Annotated in this window: 18 protein-coding genes; 11 read left to right on the top strand and 7 right to left on the bottom strand. The window is 66.7% G+C overall.

Annotation, left to right across the window (positions count from 1 at the left end; translation table 11 throughout):
* The coding region (locus tag QOH60_RS05570; protein ID WP_526417957.1) for an HNH endonuclease signature motif containing protein at nt 1-819 on the top strand (819 nt) is incomplete at its 5' end.
* Here the strand turns inward: QOH60_RS05570 and QOH60_RS05565 are convergent.
* Nucleotides 816-1994: an MFS transporter gene (locus tag QOH60_RS05565; protein ID WP_526417955.1), complete on the bottom strand. Its 1179-nt coding sequence runs from the start codon at nt 1992-1994 to the stop codon at nt 816-818. The two genes, QOH60_RS05570 and QOH60_RS05565, sit on opposite strands and share 4 nt — an antisense overlap.
* Nucleotides 1995-2028: 34 nt before the next feature.
* Here QOH60_RS05565 and malQ point away from each other — a divergent pair, with 34 nt between their 5' ends.
* From malQ to QOH60_RS05545, 4 genes are read left to right on the top strand one after another with little or no spacing between them, the layout of a single operon-like run.
* Nucleotides 2029-4164, top strand: coding sequence for a 4-alpha-glucanotransferase (gene malQ / locus QOH60_RS05560; RefSeq protein ID WP_526417953.1), 2136 nt, complete (start codon nt 2029-2031; stop codon nt 4162-4164).
* Nucleotides 4161-5033: an LLM class F420-dependent oxidoreductase gene (locus QOH60_RS05555; RefSeq protein WP_526417951.1), complete on the top strand. Its 873-nt coding sequence runs from the start codon at nt 4161-4163 to the stop codon at nt 5031-5033. The genes malQ and QOH60_RS05555 overlap by 4 nt, the downstream gene beginning before the upstream one ends.
* Nucleotides 5030-5488, top strand: coding sequence for a nuclear transport factor 2 family protein (locus tag QOH60_RS05550; protein WP_526417949.1), 459 nt, complete (start codon nt 5030-5032; stop codon nt 5486-5488). Before QOH60_RS05555 ends, QOH60_RS05550 begins: the two co-directional genes overlap by 4 nt.
* Before the next feature lie 21 nt (nt 5489-5509).
* Entirely contained in the window at nt 5510-6769 is a 1260-nt protein-coding gene (locus QOH60_RS05545; protein ID WP_526417946.1) for an MFS transporter, read from the top strand.
* Here QOH60_RS05545 and QOH60_RS05540 read toward each other — a convergent pair.
* The 3 genes from QOH60_RS05540 to QOH60_RS05530 are packed head-to-tail and all read right to left on the bottom strand — an operon-like array spanning nt 6766 to nt 8530.
* Nucleotides 6766-7185 (bottom strand): ChaB family protein, encoded by a 420-nt coding sequence (locus QOH60_RS05540; protein WP_526417944.1) that lies wholly within the window; start codon nt 7183-7185, stop codon nt 6766-6768. The genes QOH60_RS05545 and QOH60_RS05540 overlap by 4 nt on opposite strands.
* A 30-nt stretch (nt 7186-7215) precedes the next feature.
* Entirely contained in the window at nt 7216-7653 is a 438-nt protein-coding gene (locus QOH60_RS05535; RefSeq protein ID WP_526417941.1) for an SRPBCC family protein, read from the bottom strand.
* A gap of 31 nt (nt 7654-7684) precedes the next feature.
* Complete coding sequence (locus QOH60_RS05530; RefSeq protein ID WP_526417939.1) at nt 7685-8530, bottom strand: lysophospholipid acyltransferase family protein; 846 nt, start codon at nt 8528-8530, stop codon at nt 7685-7687.
* An 89-nt stretch (nt 8531-8619) separates the two neighbouring features.
* On the opposite strand from QOH60_RS05530, the gene QOH60_RS05525 reads away from it, so the two are divergent.
* Nucleotides 8620-9519 carry a metal-dependent hydrolase gene (locus tag QOH60_RS05525; RefSeq protein WP_526417937.1) on the top strand — a complete coding sequence of 300 codons (900 nt, stop codon included), beginning with the start codon at nt 8620-8622 and terminating at the stop codon, nt 9517-9519.
* Complete coding sequence (locus QOH60_RS05520) at nt 9519-10625, top strand: PDR/VanB family oxidoreductase (protein ID WP_526417935.1); 1107 nt, start codon at nt 9519-9521, stop codon at nt 10623-10625. Before QOH60_RS05525 ends, QOH60_RS05520 begins: the two co-directional genes overlap by 1 nt.
* On the opposite strand, the gene QOH60_RS05515 is transcribed toward QOH60_RS05520, so the two are convergent.
* Together QOH60_RS05515 and QOH60_RS05510 are read right to left on the bottom strand one after the other, a co-directional pair.
* Nucleotides 10609-11325: a nuclear transport factor 2 family protein gene (locus tag QOH60_RS05515; protein WP_526417933.1), complete on the bottom strand. Its 717-nt coding sequence runs from the start codon at nt 11323-11325 to the stop codon at nt 10609-10611. The genes QOH60_RS05520 and QOH60_RS05515 overlap by 17 nt on opposite strands.
* Nucleotides 11326-11329: 4 nt before the next feature.
* Entirely contained in the window at nt 11330-12640 is a 1311-nt protein-coding gene (locus QOH60_RS05510; RefSeq protein WP_526417931.1) for an NAD(P)/FAD-dependent oxidoreductase, read from the bottom strand.
* 71 nt (nt 12641-12711) lie between these two features.
* Here QOH60_RS05510 and QOH60_RS05505 point away from each other — a divergent pair, with 71 nt between their 5' ends.
* From QOH60_RS05505 to QOH60_RS05495, 3 genes are all read left to right on the top strand, one after another.
* Nucleotides 12712-12867 carry a hypothetical protein gene (locus QOH60_RS05505; RefSeq protein WP_526417929.1) on the top strand — a complete coding sequence of 52 codons (156 nt, stop codon included), beginning with the start codon at nt 12712-12714 and terminating at the stop codon, nt 12865-12867.
* Between the two features lie 29 nt (nt 12868-12896).
* The gene (locus QOH60_RS05500; RefSeq protein ID WP_526417927.1) at nt 12897-13382 is read left to right on the top strand and encodes a TspO/MBR family protein; all 486 of its coding nucleotides are present in this window, start codon (nt 12897-12899) and stop codon (nt 13380-13382) included.
* 70 nt (nt 13383-13452) lie between these two features.
* Nucleotides 13453-13833, top strand: a complete 381-nt coding sequence (locus tag QOH60_RS05495) for a hypothetical protein (protein ID WP_526417925.1) — start codon at nt 13453-13455, stop codon at nt 13831-13833.
* On the opposite strand, the gene QOH60_RS05490 is transcribed toward QOH60_RS05495, so the two are convergent.
* Nucleotides 13821-14729 carry an SDR family oxidoreductase gene (locus tag QOH60_RS05490; protein WP_526417923.1) on the bottom strand — a complete coding sequence of 303 codons (909 nt, stop codon included), beginning with the start codon at nt 14727-14729 and terminating at the stop codon, nt 13821-13823. The two genes, QOH60_RS05495 and QOH60_RS05490, sit on opposite strands and share 13 nt — an antisense overlap.
* Nucleotides 14730-14888: 159 nt before the next feature.
* Between QOH60_RS05490 and QOH60_RS05485 the strand changes: the two genes are divergently transcribed.
* Nucleotides 14889-16310, top strand: coding sequence for a PE-PPE domain-containing protein (locus tag QOH60_RS05485; RefSeq protein WP_526417921.1), 1422 nt, complete (start codon nt 14889-14891; stop codon nt 16308-16310).
* The last annotated feature ends 8 nt before the right edge of the window (nt 16311-16318 follow it).

Below are 16318 nucleotides of genomic sequence, written 5' to 3'. Positions count from 1 at the left end.
GCACGCCGGCGTGGGCTGACGATCGGGCCGCAGGGCCCCGACGGGACGAGCCCGATCAGCGGAAACATCACCCCCGAGATGCGCGCCGGGCTAGACGCGATTTTCGCGAAGTCGGCCGCGCCCGGGATGTGCAGTCCCGCCGACGAGCAGCCCGTGGTAGATGGGCAGCCCGACGAGAAAGCGGTCGCCGGTGATGCCCGCTCGGCGGCCCAACGCCGCCACGACGCGCTGGCCATGATGGTGCGCTCCACCCTGATGTCCGGGAACCTGGGATCCCATCACGGGTTACCGGTCACCATCATCGCCACGGCCACCCTGGAAGACCTGCAGAACAAAACCGGCGTCGCGCAGACGGCCACCGGCACCCGGCTACCGATCCGCGACGTCATCCGGCTCAGCGCCCACGCTTCGCACTATCTGCTGCTGTTCGACAAAGCGAAACGCTGCCGGCTCTACAAAGGGCGCACCACCCGGCTGGCCACCCCGGCCCAACGGCTGGTGCTCACCGCCACCGAACGCGGATGCACGAAGCCGGGCTGCACCGTGCCCGCCGCCTGGAGCCAGGTCCACCACATCACAGATTGGGCCAAAGGCGGACCCACCGACATCGACAACCTCACCCTGTCCTGCGGACCACACAATCGCCTCATCGACGAGACCGGCTGGACCACCCGAAAAAACAAAGACGGCACCACCGAATGGATCCCACCCCCCAACCACGACCACGGCCAACCCCGCACCAACACCTACTGGCACCCCCAGAAAATGACCGGGGAAGATGACGACGATGACGACGAGGACGAGGCGGAATCGGCTTAGCGGCGTCGGGCGAGTGCGCCGGCCAGCACAATCACCACGACCCCGGCCGCCGGCACTGTAAGCAGGCCGACGCGGAGGCTGTAGGCGTCTGCGAGCGCGCCGACAATCATTGGTGCGCTGACGAATCCGACTCGCATAAGCCACGTGACGGCCGTCAAGGCGGTGCCTGGCTTGAGGCCGGGCAGCTCATCGGCGCGCTGCAGCGTGGCGGGAAACAGCGTCGCGACCCCGAAACCCGCGGCGCCGAAGCCCGCGATCACCGCAGGGACGCTGGGAAAGGCCAGTGCGAGACCCATACCTGCGGCCGCGATCACGCCGCCGGTGCGCGCCACGGCGCGCTGTCCGAATACGTCGACGAGGCGATCGCCCACCAGACGCCCCACGAACTGGAAGCCCACGGCGGCGATGTAGCCGGACACCGCGAGTGCCCCAGGCGCGCCGAGTTCCCGCAGATACAGCGTCGCCCACGAACTGCCGGAATCCTCCACGACGGCCGAGGCGATGGCCATCGTCACGAGCGCTGCCAGCACCGCGTACGTCGCCGTTCGGAACCCGGCCCTCGAGACGGGGACCCGGGCTGCTGCCTTTTCCTCGGGGCCAGGCAGCAAGAAGCGGTACGCGAGGGCGCACATCCCTGCGAACAGGACCGCCGACGCGGCCATGTGCGGTCCACGCGGGATGTGTAGCGCGATCGCCACGGCGCCCATCGCTCCCCCGAGGATCGCCCCCACCGACCAGACCGCATGAAAGGAGTTGATGATCGAACGCCCATAGGAGCGTTGCACCCGCAGACCCTGTGCGTTCTGCGCGACGTCGGTCACGGCATCGGCCGCGCCGGCCACGAACAGCGCCGCCGCGAACGTCACCGCTGACGGGGCCACTCCGGCAAGCCACTCGAAGACCGCAATCCCGCCAGAGCCCCACACCGCGACCCGTGCCGAACGGAACCGGCGCAGAAGCACGCCGGCCCAAGGGCCGCTGATCAGCGCGCCGATCGAGAACGCCGCAACCGCCACTCCGTACATGGCGTTGGACAACCCCAAGTCCGCCTTGATTTCCGGGTATCTGGGCAACAGATTCGCGAACATCGCGCCGTTGCTCAAAAACAGCGCGGCGACTGCGGCCCTCGCCCGGCGATCGCGCGTAGAAGGCGCTGCGAGCCGTGCGGATCGCATCTGCGCGACACTACCCGCCGCCGCATCCGTCAAGATGGCCACCATGACCGCGCAATCGCTCGTCGAGCTGGCGTCCCGACATCGCGTCGCCACTCAATACGAGGACGCTGACGGCCGGCTGGTCGTCGTGCCGGATGAGACGCTCATTGCCGTGCTCTCCGCTCTCGGCGTCGAGGCCGCAACGACAGAGCAGCGTGACGCGGCGCTGAAGGCACACGACCGTGAGCACTGGTCACGTGCGTTGCCGCCGGTGATCGTCATGCGCGCCGGCACCCCCACGCACTTCTGGGTGCATGTGGCTCACGGCGAACCCGCCCGGCTGTGGATTCGCTTGGAGGACGGCACAGTCTGGGCCGGTCTGCGGCAATTGGACAACTTCGCTGCGCCACGCGAGGTCGACGGCAAGCTGATCGGCGAGGCCACGTTCGAACTGCCGGGCACCCTTCCGCTCGGATACCACCGCCTCTATATCGACGAAGCGGGACACGACGTGAGCACGGCGGTGATCGTCACGCCCGCCGAACTGACGATTCCGGACCGGCTGGGTTCACGTCGCACGTGGGGCCTGACGACACAGCTGTACAGCGTGCGCTCGAAAGGATCCTGGGGCGTCGGCGATCTCGCCGACCTCACCGACCTCGCCGTGGTCGCAGGCTCGCGGTACAAGGCCGGCTACGTTCTGGTCAATCCGTTGCACGCGGCCGCCCCGACCGCCCCGATGGAACCTTCGCCGTACCTGCCGACGTCTCGTCGCTTCGTCAACCCGCTCTACCTGCGCGTCGAGGCGATCCCGGAGTTCGCGTACGTCCGGCACCGCGGACGAATCCGCAAGTTGCAAGAGGACGTGCAAGCAGGCGCCACGCGCATCGAGTCCATCGACCGCGACGCGGCATGGGCGGCGAAACGTGCAGCGTTGGAGCAGGTGCACCGGGTAACCCGTTCTGCGGGAAGAGAACTCGCGTACCAGGCCTTTCGGCAGCGCGAAGGTCGTCAGCTCGACGACTTCGCCACGTGGTGCGCGCTGGCTGAGGTGCACGGCAGCAACTGGCACCACTGGCCGGAGGACCTCCAGCACCCCGACGGACCCGGGATCGCAGCGTTCGCCGCCGAGTACTCCGCTGAGATCGACTTTCACCGGTGGCTGCAATGGCACCTCGACGACCAGCTGTGTCTCGCGCAGGCGCACGCGATCCAGACCGGGATGGCGTTGGGCATCATGCACGACCTCGCCGTCGGGGCACACCCCGACGGCGCTGACGCCTGGGGTCTGCAAGACGTGTTGGCACTCGGCGTGAGCGTCGGCGCTCCACCTGACGCGTTCAACCAGCAGGGCCAGGACTGGTCGCAACCACCGTGGCGTCCAGATGCGTTGGCACAACACGAGTATCGACCGTTCCGCTCGATGGTCAGCGCCATATTGCGGCATGCGGGCGGGGTTCGCATCGACCACATCATGGGTCTGTTCCGGCTGTGGTGGATCCCCGACGGCGCCCCGCCCACCGACGGCACGTACGTCTACTACGACCACGAGGCGATGGTCGGCATCCTTGCGCTCGAGGCGCATCGGGCCGAAGCCCTGGTCGTCGGCGAAGATCTCGGAGTCGTCGAGCCGTGGGTTCGCGACTATCTGCGCGTACGCGGAGTCTTCGGCACATCGATCCTCTGGTTCGAGATGAGCCGCGACGACGAACCCGTTCCCGCCGAACAGTGGCGCGAGTACTGCCTGTCGTCGGTGACCACGCACGACCTGCCTCCCACCGCCGGCTATCTCGCGAACGAGCACGTCCGGCTGCGTGACCGCCTCGGCCTGCTGACGCGGTCCTTCGACGACGAACTCGCCGCGAGCCGAAACGAACAGCAAGCGTGGCTGGCCGAGCTGCGCAGGGTCGGCCTGCTCGGCGAGGCCCCTGACGTCGACGAAACCGTCCTGGCCCTTCACCGCTACCTCGGTCGCACGCCGTCCAAGCTGCTGGCGCTGTCGCTGGCGGACGCCGTCGGCGACCGGCGCACCCAAAATCAGCCCGGGACCACCGATGAGTATCCGAACTGGCGTGTCCCCCTGAGCAATCCGAAGGGGCGCCCGCTGTTGCTCGAAGACGTCTTCCGTGACCGGCGTGCCGCCACGCTGGCATCGGCGATGCAAGCCGTGAGCGGAGGTGAGAGCCCGTGAAATACGCCGTCATCGCGCCCGTCGCTGCGGGCGTCACCGCGGACCCGGCGTGGATGCGCTCATTCGTCCGCCATGTCGAGGCGTGCGGGTTCGACGAGATCGTCGCCGTCGAGCACACAGTGCTCGCCTCCGCGTACGAGAGCGTCTATCCCTATGACCCCTCGGGCCGCGTCGAGCTTTCCTCGGATTGTCCTGTGCCGGATCCCCTTGACCTGCTGATGTTTTCGGCAGCTCAGACCACCGGGCTCGGGCTTGCCACCGGGGTGCTGGTGCTGCCCAACCACCAACCGGTCGTGTTGGCGAAGCGCGTCGCCACCGTCGATGCGCTGTCCGGCGGACGGCTGCGGCTGTGTGTGGGCGTGGGCTGGCTGCGCGAGGAGATCGAGGCGTGCGGTGCGCCTTACGGCAGTCGGGGTCGACGCGCCGACGAGCAGATCCAGGTGATGCGGATGCTGTGGGCCGACGAGCCCGCGACCCACCACGGCGAGTTCTTCACGTTCGCGAACGTCACGTGCTATCCGAAGCCGGCGCAGCGTCGGCTGCCGATCCACATCGGCGGGCACAGCGTCGCGGCCGCCAAGCGCGCAGGTCGCCTCGGTGACGGCTTCCAGCCGCTGGGCGTCGCCGGACGGCAACTTTCACAGCTTGTCGCCGTCATGCGCGAAGAAGCCGAGCGCGCCGGCCGCGACCCGGAGGCACTCGAGCTGTCGCTGGGCCACATGGTCGCCAAGGTCGACATGGACCGGGCCGCGAAGCTCACCGAACTCGGCGCCAGCCGGGTGGTTCTGGCGATGCCCGCCGTCACCGACCTCCACCAGGCCGAAGACATTCTGTCGGACTGCGCGCAGCGTCTCGGGCTCGGCGCATGACTCCCGAGACCAGGCTGGCGCTCGCCGATCTCGTCCATCGGTACGCCGCTTTCGTCGACGACGCCCGATTCGACGAGGTGGTCGATCTGTTCACGGCGGATGCGACGCTCTCGCTGCCTGATCCACCCGAGTCGCTTGATCCGACCGTGTGTCATCGCGGAAGCGCCGAGATCCGGGACGCCGTCGCTGCCGTCGCCGTGGTGGCCCGAACCCAGCACGCGATTGTCGGCGAGGTCTATTCGCCGCGGTCATCCGACGAGGCCCAGGGCCGGATCGCCTGCATCGCGCACCACTGGTCAGTTCACGACGGACAGGTCACCGACATCGCTTGGCACATGCGCTACGCCGATGAGTACGTTCGTTGCGCTGGGGAATGGCTATTCCGGAGCAGGGCGTTGTCTATCGACGCGATGGAAAAGCGGCCGGCCCGCCGGCTGAGGCCTGGGAGGACGTAGCGAGCGAAAGGGCTGACGAGCATGCGCGCGTGGATCGTTTGGTCCGTCGGGCTGCTGGGCTACATCGTCGCCGTCCTCGACCGCACGACGCTGGGCGTATCCGGGCTGGAAGCCGCGCATCGATTCGGCGCGAGTCCGGGCGTGCTGTCGTCGTTCGTCGTTCTCCAGGTCGTCGTCTACGCGAGCGCGCAGGTGCCCGCGGGTGTGCTGCTCGACAAGTTCGGCTCGAAGGCGCTGATCGTGGCGGGCGGGCTGTTGATGGCGGCAGGCCAGCTCACGCTCGCGGTCAGCACATCGCTACCCGCGGCCTTCGGCGCCCGCGCCATCCTCGGACTCGGCGACGCACTGACGTTCATCTCAGTGCTGCGGCTGGTGCCGCACTGGTTCGCACCGCGGCGCGTCCCGCTCGTCACCCAGCTGACCGGCATCTGTGGCCAGCTGGGTCAGGTGCTCTCGGCGGTCCCGTTTTTGGCATTGCTCACCGGCAGCGGTTGGACGGTGGCCTACACATCGGTGGCTGCGCTGGGGCTCGTATCGGTTGCGCTGACGTTGTCCCTCGTCCGGGACACCCCCGAAGGAAAGATCGTCACTGAGGAGAAGACCGACCTGCGCGCCGTGCTCGCCAATGTCAAGACGGTGTGGCTGCGGCCCGGCACACGCCTCGGCTTTTTTACCCACATGGGAACGCAGTTCTCGATAACGGTGTTCGCGCTGATGTGGGGTGTGCCGTATCTGACTGCCGGACAAGGACTTTCGAATCGGACCGCGGGAGCGTTGCTGTCCCTGTCCGTTGTCACCGCGATCGCGGCCGGGATCGTCATCGGTGTGCTAACCGCGCGTTACCCGTTACGACGGTCCTGGATGGTGCTGGCCATCGTGGCGAGCAATGCCGCGATCTGGACGGTGGTGCTGGCGCTCCCCGCCCGAGCTCCCCTGTGGGTGCTGGTGGTGCTGGTCGTGGTGATCTCGGTCGGCGGCCCGGGATCCATGGTCGGGTTCGATTTCGCCCGCACCTTCAACACCCGCGCGACGTTGGGTACTGCGCAGGGAATGGTCAACATGGGAGGCTTCATCGCCTCCCTCCTCGTCATGCAGGCGATGGGTCTGATCATCGGCTCGATGGGCGGTTACTCGCTGCAGGCGTTCCGTGCGGCGTGGACGGTGCAGTACGCGGTGTGGGCGGTCGCGATCGTCGGGATCCTGATCACCCGCGCCAAGGCGCGACGGGCGATGACGCCGTCGCAGTGGCGCTACGTGCTGGAAGGGATCGAGACGCGCTAACGGTTGCGCGCTGTCGCGTTGCGGTTCGCCTTCATGATCGCGGACACGAGCTCGTCCTTGTTCATCGAGGACCGGCCAGCGATGTCGAGCCGACGCGCGATTCCGAGCAGATGGGCCTTGCTGGCGTTGGCGTCGACGCCCTCGGCGGACTCGCCGCTCGGATTCGGTCCCCCGCTTTCCGCCCGTGAATCCGACGGTCCCTTCTCCTCTTTCGGCTCCCAGTGGTCGCCGACCTTCTCGTAGCTGTGCTTGAGGGCGCTGAACGCGGCCCGGTGCGCCCGTTCCCCCTCGCCGTATTGTTCGGTCGCCGCGTCGTGGACCTTGGCGAACGTGCGCTGCGCCTTCGGCGGGGACTTTTTCAGCGTGCTTGGCAGCTCGCTCTTCTTGGCGTCGCCTGACTTTGTGGTCTTCGGCATGTGCTGACGATTACCCGCTGGTCGCCGCCATCATGCCGCTTCGATCTGCGCCTTCAGGTTCTTCAGGGTGTCCGCCAGTGTCCGACCGACCTGCCTGGTCGCGAGCCGATCGGCGACCAGTCCCAGGAGGCCGCCAGGCGCCTGATACGACAGCCTAAACACAACCTTGGTGTGGCCATTGCCGTCGTCACGCAGCCGGAACCGGCCGCGCAGCGTGATGCCGGTGATCGAAGTGAATGCAAGGTCCCCTGGCTCAGCCAACTCGACGACCTCGACCACCCCACCGACCGGAACGGAGCCGATTGTCCAGTGGACCGTGTAGCGAGAGCCGATCCGCGCCGAGCCGTCGGTGATCGTTTCCCACCGCGCGAGGTTGGCCATGAACTCCGGGTAGCGGTCAGGGTCGCTGACTGTCTTCCAGATGGTGTCGCGATCCGCCTCAATGGTGCAGTGCCGTTCGACGCGCATCACTGCACTCTCTTCTTCGCGCAAGCGCTCATCAGCCGATCACCGGCCAACGCCGCTCAGCCGCCAGCCGATCGACGCCGGCCTGCAGGCTTCCGATGACCTTGTCGTGGATGACATCGTCGTCCGCGCCTTTGATTTCGTCGGCATCAATGGGGTCCTGGACCTCGATCGCGATCTTGGTGGGCAGCGGCAGACGCGGGATCAGGTCGCTCACCACCAGACCCCACGGCGGAGCCAGCAGTATCGGCACGCTCTTCAACCTTGCCAGCTTGTCGACCATCAGCAACTTCGCCAGCCACTGCCCGCGGTTCAGGAACAGGGCGCTTTCCTGGCCGCCGACGCTGGCCACAGGGACGATCGGCACTCCAGCGTCCCGCGCAAGACGCACGTACCCTTTCCGGCCCCCGAAGTCGACGGTATTGCCCTCCCACGACGGACGGAACACCTCGTAGTCGCCGCCCGGATAGACGAGCAGAGCCGCGCCTGACTTCAGCGCCAGCTGGGCATTCTCGTGATTCGCGGCAACGGTGCCGAACTTGCGCAGCGAACCCAGTGGCGGCGCCGACACCACGAGGTTGTGCGCGAGTTGATAGAACGGCCGCTCGACTCCGAAATAGGAGCAGAACGCCAGCGTGAACACGAATGTGTCCGGTGGCAGGTTTCCGCCGCTGTGGTTGCCCACCAAAAGCACCGGGCCGTCGGCGGGAATCCGCTCGATTCCCCGCACTTCTGCGCGGAAGTACACCGAGGCGAGCAGCCACAAGCCCGGCAGCTGGTCCCGGATGTAGTCCGGGTCGCGCTGGTCGAGGTCTGCCCTCGGCACGCGGGAGACGATCTGCTGTTTGGCCCAATCCAAAGCGTCGCTGATTCCGGCCATGCCTTCTTTATGACACGAATCAGGCAACTTGAAACCCGCGGTACCGGTAGCCGTAGACTTCTGGCGTCCGCCCGCGGGAGGAGGCCAGGATGTTGCGACCGCAGAGATTCGACCTCGAGGTCGACCCCGGACCGGTCCAGATCCAGCCGCGCAAGGTGCACTTCGACTTTTCCGACAGCCCGTTGCAGTGGATTCCAGGTCACCCCGTCGCGTCGGACATGATCGGTGTCCTGCACGTGGTGTTGCCCGCAGCCGAACGCTGGTTCGTGTCCACGCTCAACGAGGCCCTGCCGCTGGTAAGGGATCCGAGGCTGGCCGACGACATTCGCGGCTTCAGTGGCCAGGAGGCCATCCACGCAGACGTCCACGAGCGGGCGTTGCACGAGTTCTTTGAGACCAAAGGCTTCGACCCGAAACCGATGCTCGACCAGGTCGAGTACGTGTTCGCCAAGGTGCTCAGCCCGTCGACGTCGACGAATCCGCGGCGGCGGCACAACAATCTGTGTAATCGGCTGTGGTTCATCGCGGCCCTCGAGCACTACACCGCGGTGCTGGGTGATTTTTCGTTGAACAACACCTGGGACGACTACGGCGCGGACCCGACGTTCGTCGACGTCTTCCGGTGGCACGGCGCCGAGGAGGTCGAGCACCGCCATGTCGCTCACGACGTCGCCAGCTACTTCAGTGACAGCTACTGGGACCGTGTCGGGGCGATGGTGGTCGCGTCGTCCTTCTTGCTCGTGGCGTTCCTGCGGTTTGGGTGGCATCTGATCAAGCACGATCCGGAGGTCGACTTCGGGTGGTGGAAGATGCAGCGGCTACGCTACCTGGATTCCAAAGCCGGGCTGCTCCCGCACATGCGAAAATTGTTTGGCACCAACACCTTTGCCTATCTGAGGCCGTCTTTCACGCCCGAGAGGATGGGGTCTACCGCGCAGGCAGTGGCCTACCTGGCGAGCTCGCCGGCCGCCAGGGCGGCTCATCTGTAATGCGTCTGTTCCCGCGCGTGGGCGAGCTGCCGCCCAGCACGTCGGGCCGGTCCCGACACGATCCGCTGCTGGGCGTCGCCCACGCCGCGCTGTCGGGGTTCTGGGGGATCACGTCGTCACTTCGTCGGCCGCCGCCGTTGCCGGCGCACGACCGGACGCTGGTGCTGCGGGTGGCCGATCGACGGGTGGTGGCCCACGACCAGAACGTCGTCGCACTGACGCTGACCGCCGCCGAGGGGGCGCCGTTGCCGCGCTGGTTTCCAGGCGCCCACATCGACATTCACCTGCCCAGCGGACGCGTCCGGCAATACTCGCTGAACGGCGACCCTGCGACCCGGGATTCGTACCGCGTCGCGGTCCGTCGCATTCCTGAGGGCGGCGGCGGGTCGATCGAGATCCACGACGATCTGGCCGTTGGTGCGACGGTGACCACCGGGGGGCCCCGCAACGCGTTCCCGCTGTCGATTCCGGGATACGGGTCGCCCACGAATCGCTTCCGGTTCGTCGCGGGCGGCATCGGCATCACGCCGATCCTGCCGATGCTCGCGCAGGCACAGCGGCTCGGCGTCGATTGGTCGATGACCTACGTCGGACGCAGCGGGGACAGCCTGCCGTTCATCGACGAGGTGTCTCGATTCGGCGACAGGGTGGCGATCCGCACCGACGACGTCCATGGCCTGCCAAGCAGCGACGATCTGCTCGGCGACTGTCCCGACGGAACGGCCGTCTATGCGTGCGGCCCCGCGCCGATGCTGACCGCGATCCGCAGCCGGCTGGCCGGGCGGGACAACGTCGAGTTGCATTTCGAGCGGTTCGCAGCGCCGCCCGTGGTCGACGGCAGGCCGTTTTCGGCGTGCGTCGCATCCACTGGCGAGATCGTCGAGGTCGGCGCGCAGGAGACGTTGCTGTCGGCCCTGCGGCGAGCCCGCGTCGCCGCTCCCTACTCGTGCCAGCAGGGATTCTGCGGAACCTGCCGCACAAACGTTCTCGGTGGCACCGTCGAGCACCGCGACACGCTGCTCACCGATCCCGAACGTCAGGCGGGAACGATGCTGATCTGCGTGTCGCGCGCGCCCGCTGACGAACGCCTCACGCTTGACCTGTAGAGCTGTCGAACACCGTGACATCGGCGATCTTGCCGCCATCGAGTTCAGCGAACAGCACACCCCGGCCCGATGGTGTCGTCACAGCGGCGGCAACCGCCGAACCCGAAGCGACAATCTTGTCCCTCGGCCGCACATCTCCCAGCTGACCGGCGGCAAGCGCATCGGCAACAAGCCGCTTGCCGCGGCGCCCCACACCGCGGAATCCCGAGACGAACCCCGCGGTGCCCGCGATCCGCTGGTTTCGCACGAGCGCCGCGGACAATTGCAGTGACGCGGGAATCGCGCCGGCTCCGCTGCGGAGGAACTGGGCCACCATCGCCGGTAGTTCCCAGTACGCACGCAATCTGGTGATCTGCCAATCATTTTCGGACCCGGCCCGGCCGACTTCGCGCAAGTCGTAGCGCATGAAGATCGGGATCATCATCTTCACGCGCGAGCCCATCATCACCTCGAGCGTGAGATCGCGGACGACGGTGGTGCCGTGGACGACGTCGAAGTCGCGATGGAACGTGACTTGGCGCGGGCCGATGAAGGTGTCGTAGAACCTGCCGATCTGGGCGTGCCCGACGTGCGGGCGGGACCCGACGGGATCCTCGACGCGCCCGTCGGGAGTGAACAGCCCCACCCAAGCGGCCTTGTCGTGTGCAGCCGTCGCCTCGGGCGACCTCTCGACGACGGCGATCAGGTCGGAAACCGTCACGGCGTCAATCCGCCTTCGGCAACGGAATGCCCTCACTGGCCGCGAAGTCGGCGTCGGCCTCGTCGGAGAATCCGAGCGACACGACCGTGCGCGGGAAGATCGCGTCGGTGAGGTACGCCAGCGCCATCGCCCATCGGTTCACCGCGCGTGGCATGGCGTAGAGATGGTAAGCCCGGGTGACGAGTTTCGCGGGATAGCCCGAAATCTGGATGCCCATCGGATTGGCGACGGCGTAGCGGGGACCGAGGTCGACCACCAGACCCATGTTGCGGTGCTTGTAGTTCTTCTTGATGCCGTAGCCCAGGCTCGCTGCGACGTTGCGGGCCAATGCCTTTCCCTGCCGAATCGCGTGCTGTGCGGTCGGTGGCGTGATCTTGCCTGGCTGCGTCAAGTCGGGTACCGCAGCGGAGTCGCCGGCGGAGAACACGTCGGGATGACCCGGGACCTGCAGGTCTGCGCCAACCTTGAGCCGGCCCTTCTCGGTGGGGAGGCCGAGCTTTTCGATCAGCGGCGCGGCGGTGACGCCGGTGACCCAGGCGACAGTGCGTGTGCCGATAACCGAATCATCAGTCAGCACAACGTGATCCGCGTGAACCTCCTTCAAGGTGGTGCCGAGCCGGATGTCGACGCCCCGCCTGCGCAATACCTCCATGGCGACTTTGCCCAGCTTCTCGCCCACCTCTGGCATCACCTGTTCGGCGACGTCGAGAAGAAGAAACCGCACTGAGGCCCGATCGAAGCCCATCTGGTCGGCCGCAGCGTCGGCGAGCGCGCGCAGCTGCGTGACAAGTTCGGTACCGGAGTACGAAGCGCCGACCACGACGATCGTGCGGCGCGCCTGGGCCTGATCGAGCTCGACGTCGAGGGTGGCGAGTTCGAACTGCTCGAGGATGTGGTCGCGCAGATAGAGCGCCTCAGCGGTCGACTTCAATCCGCGGGCGTATTGCGCCAGCCCCGGAATGTCGAACAGCCGCGTGACGGATCCCGGGGTGAGCACGAGCCGGTCCCACGGGAGCTGCGTCGAGCGCTGCTCGGGATCGGTGAACGTCAATGTGTGGCCGTCGAGGTCGACGTCGTCGACGCGACCGCGGATCACGCGGACGCCTTTGAGAGTCCCCGCCAGCGGGATCGTCACGAATCTCGCGTCGGCGACGCCGCCCGCCACGTCGGGCAGCAGCGGCGTGTACAGCATGTAGTCCATCGGCGAGATGATCGTCACGGTCACGTCGGCGTTGTGCTTGCGCATCAGGCGGGCAAGCCGGCGCGCGCATTCGAATCCCGTGAAGCCGCTGCCCACTACCACCACGGAAGTCATCGGGCTTACCTTAACGGGGAAAGGTAGCGCTCACCGAAGTCGCTGACTGCACCTCCAGCGGCGGGGTCACCGTGTGCGCACAGGGCACCGTCGACGGCCCGTCCGGACAGCCGCCACCGGCTGCCGGGCCTGTCTATCCGTACCCCTGCGAGGAGGACTGGCTGTGCGACGACGGCGGCCTCTCGATCATCATCGACCCGGGTCCGCCGCGTCCTGGACCGCGCTGATTGCCAACGTGCTCACGTAGAGTCGTGCGGTGCCGAGAACACTGGCGAAGACTTCCGCAGCTGTATTGGCTACCGCGATCGTCGGAGGGTTGGCCAGCCGCCGCCCGGCCCAGTCCGGTTGGTATGAGCGTCTGCGAAAACCCGGATTTCAGCCTCCGCGGCAGGCCTTTCCGATCGTGTGGCCATTGCTTTACGGCGACATCGCCGTGGTGTCGGCCGCGGCGATCGACGAATTTCACAACGCCGGCTATCCCGAGCGGGCCGAGGCGTACACGAAGGCCCTGGCGGTCAACCTGGCGATGAACGGCAGCTGGACCTGGTTGTTCTTCACCCGGCGCCGACTCGGTGCGTCGGCGATCGTCGCCGCCGCGCTCACGGCCAGCAGTGCCGATCTGACCCGTCGTGCAGTCGAAGCCAAGCACGGCGCGGCCGCGCCGCTGGCTCTCTACCCGCTCTGGTGTGCCTTCGCGACCGCACTGTCGACGAGGATCTGGATGCTGAACCGCGCCCGATGAGCCGCTTGCGCGAAGAGCAACAGACATCAATAGCTCTTGTGGTCGGCGCCGCAGCCGTTAGGCTTTGCTGATGCTTCGCAAGCTCGCCGTCGCCGCTGCGATCGTCTCCGCAACCGTCACCTTCGCGCCCACGGCCGCCGCCGATGACCCGTCGGGGCGTTATCCTGGCGACGTACCGGGAATGAACTACGACGCCAACCTGAACGCGCCGTGCGACAACACGGAGACGTTCATCTTCGGCCGGGGCCGCGGCGGCGAGGCGATGCAGTGCCATTGGATCCCCAACCAGTGGCCTCCCATCTACACCGGCTTCTGGGTGATCTCGTATCCGCTCTACGGCGTGCACACCATCGGCGAGCCCTGCCCGAACCCGCGTGGCGCGGCGGCCCAGTCCCCTGAAGGCCTCGCGCTGGTCTGCACGGCGTCGTACGGCTGGGTTCAGTGGGTGTAGGTCCACGCGTCGGGTTGTGACCCGTCCACGTCGGTGACTCCGTAGGCCCGCGCCAGCTCGATTGCCGTGACAGAGCGCTGATTCCACCGCCCGCGGTCCGGATCTGCTGCCATTGCCGCGATACCCCGTCCGACGAAACGCGGCGACTCCGAGTGCGCGAATCCCTCCGGCGCGGACGGGTAGCCATCGGTTCTGTTGGGCGCCAGAGCGTCTCGCCAGTCGGCTTCGGTGACGCCGAAATTGTCGAGCATCATCTCTGACCGCAGCCAGCCCGGCGTGACGGCCACCGCGGAGCCGCCGACTGAGGCGAGTTCGTGGCCTTGCGAATACGCCAGTCGATTCACCGCGACCTTCACCAGGTCGTAGAACACCGAGATGCGGTAGTGAGTTGCGTTGTAATCTTTTGTCCCATCGGTGATTTCGACGAGCAGGCCACCTGGCTGCTCAATCAGCAGCGGCAGCAGGTAGTGCGAGGTCACCAGATGCGTCTCCACCCCGAGGCGGACGATGCGCAGCCCGCTCTGCAGGTCGTGCTCCCAGATCGGGGTATTCCATCGATCGGGTCCGCCCTTCAAAACCTCGGCGCCCCAGATGTCGTTCACGAGAACGTCGATACGCTCGTAGTCGCTGCGCAGTCGCGAGGCGAGATCGCTCACCTGCTGGGCGTCGAGGTGGTCGACCTGCTCGGCGACGCCAGTGCCGCCGGCTTCGGTGACCTGCGCAGCGGTTTCCTCGATCGTCTCCGGCCGGTCGTAGTCCGAGCCGGCGTTGCCGCGCACGCTGCTGCGCCCCGTGCAGATGACCGTCGCCCCGGCCTCACCCAGCGCTACGGCGATCCCCCTGCCTGCACCTCGCGTGGCTCCCGCAACGACGGCAACCTTTCCTTCCAACGGCATTGTTCGAACGTAGCCCGCGGCGAGTGGACCCGGAGCTAGCGAAGGAAGATGCTCGTCATCGCGATCGAACGAGCAGCCCCGTTCGCTTACCAACGCCCCTGGTGTCGGATAGCATTCGTCGTACTCGTGGCATCTGACCGCGATGGGGAGGAGCTGGCCGTGGCAAAGCATCGGAAATCGAACAAGCGCAACCGGCCCGGGGGTCGGCCGGGATCCCTGGTACTCCTCGGCACGGCGGCCGGGCTTTCATCGGTTCTCGTGTTCGGACACGCCACCGATTTCACGGCGGACACTCTGGAGGCGCGCCTCGCGAACGCCGCCATCGGGATCGGCGGGCGGGGGGATCCGACGTCGGCCAATATCCCGGCGAAGATCAACCACACCGTCGTTCCGCCCGGATACACGTACGTTCCCGTCGCCTACCCGGCGGGATTCGACATCGACAACAGCGTCACCGCGGGCGTGCCCGTGTTGCACCAGAGACTTACGGAACAGGCCGCGATGCCGGAAAATACGGCGATTGTCATCGTCGGGTATTCGGAAGGCGCACTGGTCGCCGACAGGGAGAAGCGGAATCTGGCCACCAGCGCTCCCGTCGGCGTGGACCCCGACAAGGTGACGTTCGTGCTGATCGCATCGGCAAACGTGCAGAATGGCGGAATCTTTTCGCGGTTCCCCGATCTGAACATCCCGTTCTTCGTGAAGTCGAACGGTCCCGCGCAACCGTCGGAATACGACACCACGTACTACACGAACGAGTACGACCCGTACGCCGACTTTCCCGCGTACTTCAACCCGCTGTCGCTCGTGAACTCTCTGGTGGCGGTCCAATATGTCCACCCTGATGCGTACTACGACACGATCGACCTCACACCGGCGCCTGCGGGCCCCGCGATCGCGAAGACCGTCACCAACAGCGCCGGCGGTAAGGACACGTATGTGCTCGTTCTCGCCGACCATCTCCCGCTGCTCGCACCTGTGCGGCAAGTGTTCGGCGCCGTCGGCTTGACGCCTTTGACCGAGCCCGTTCTCGGTTTGATCGAGCCGTTGCTGCGACTCGGTGTTGACATGGGCTATACCGACCGCCTCAACCTGAATCCCGAAACGCCGGTTCAGTTTTCGCTGTTCACGCCACCCGAGCGGATCCTGCAGACCATTGTTGGAGTGCCAGGTGCCATCGAGCAGGGCGTGAACAATCTCTCCACCGGAGTCGGGTCGATCTCGGCGACAGTCGCTCCAGCGACAACGCCGTCTGCCCTGCAAGCGCCCAAGAACTCGCCGTCGCCCACTGCGAAGCTCGCGCCGCAGGACACCCCACAGCTCCCGGCGGCGGCCACGCCACCCAAGCTGCCGTCCGCGCCAGTCAATCCGCTTCGCATTTCACCTTTGTCGTTGGACAAGACCGCGTCGTTGGACAAGAAAAACACCACCAAAACCGGCGAGGTCGCGTCCACCGCGCCTAGCAGCAGCCCGTCGTCGGCACCTGCCGGTCAGCCGAGCACACCGCAAAGCGCGTCACCGGCAGGCAGTGCACCAGCGGCAAACGGCGCGCCCTCAGGAGCTTCGAACAACGCGGCCTGATCGGTCGG

It is taken from the genome of Mycobacterium sp. (genome assembly GCF_032159765.1).
Classification (GTDB): Bacteria; Actinomycetota; Actinomycetes; order Mycobacteriales; family Mycobacteriaceae; genus Mycobacterium.
The sequence above is the reverse complement of the archived record's forward strand: the minus strand, read 5'-3'. Positions and strand labels throughout refer to the sequence as shown.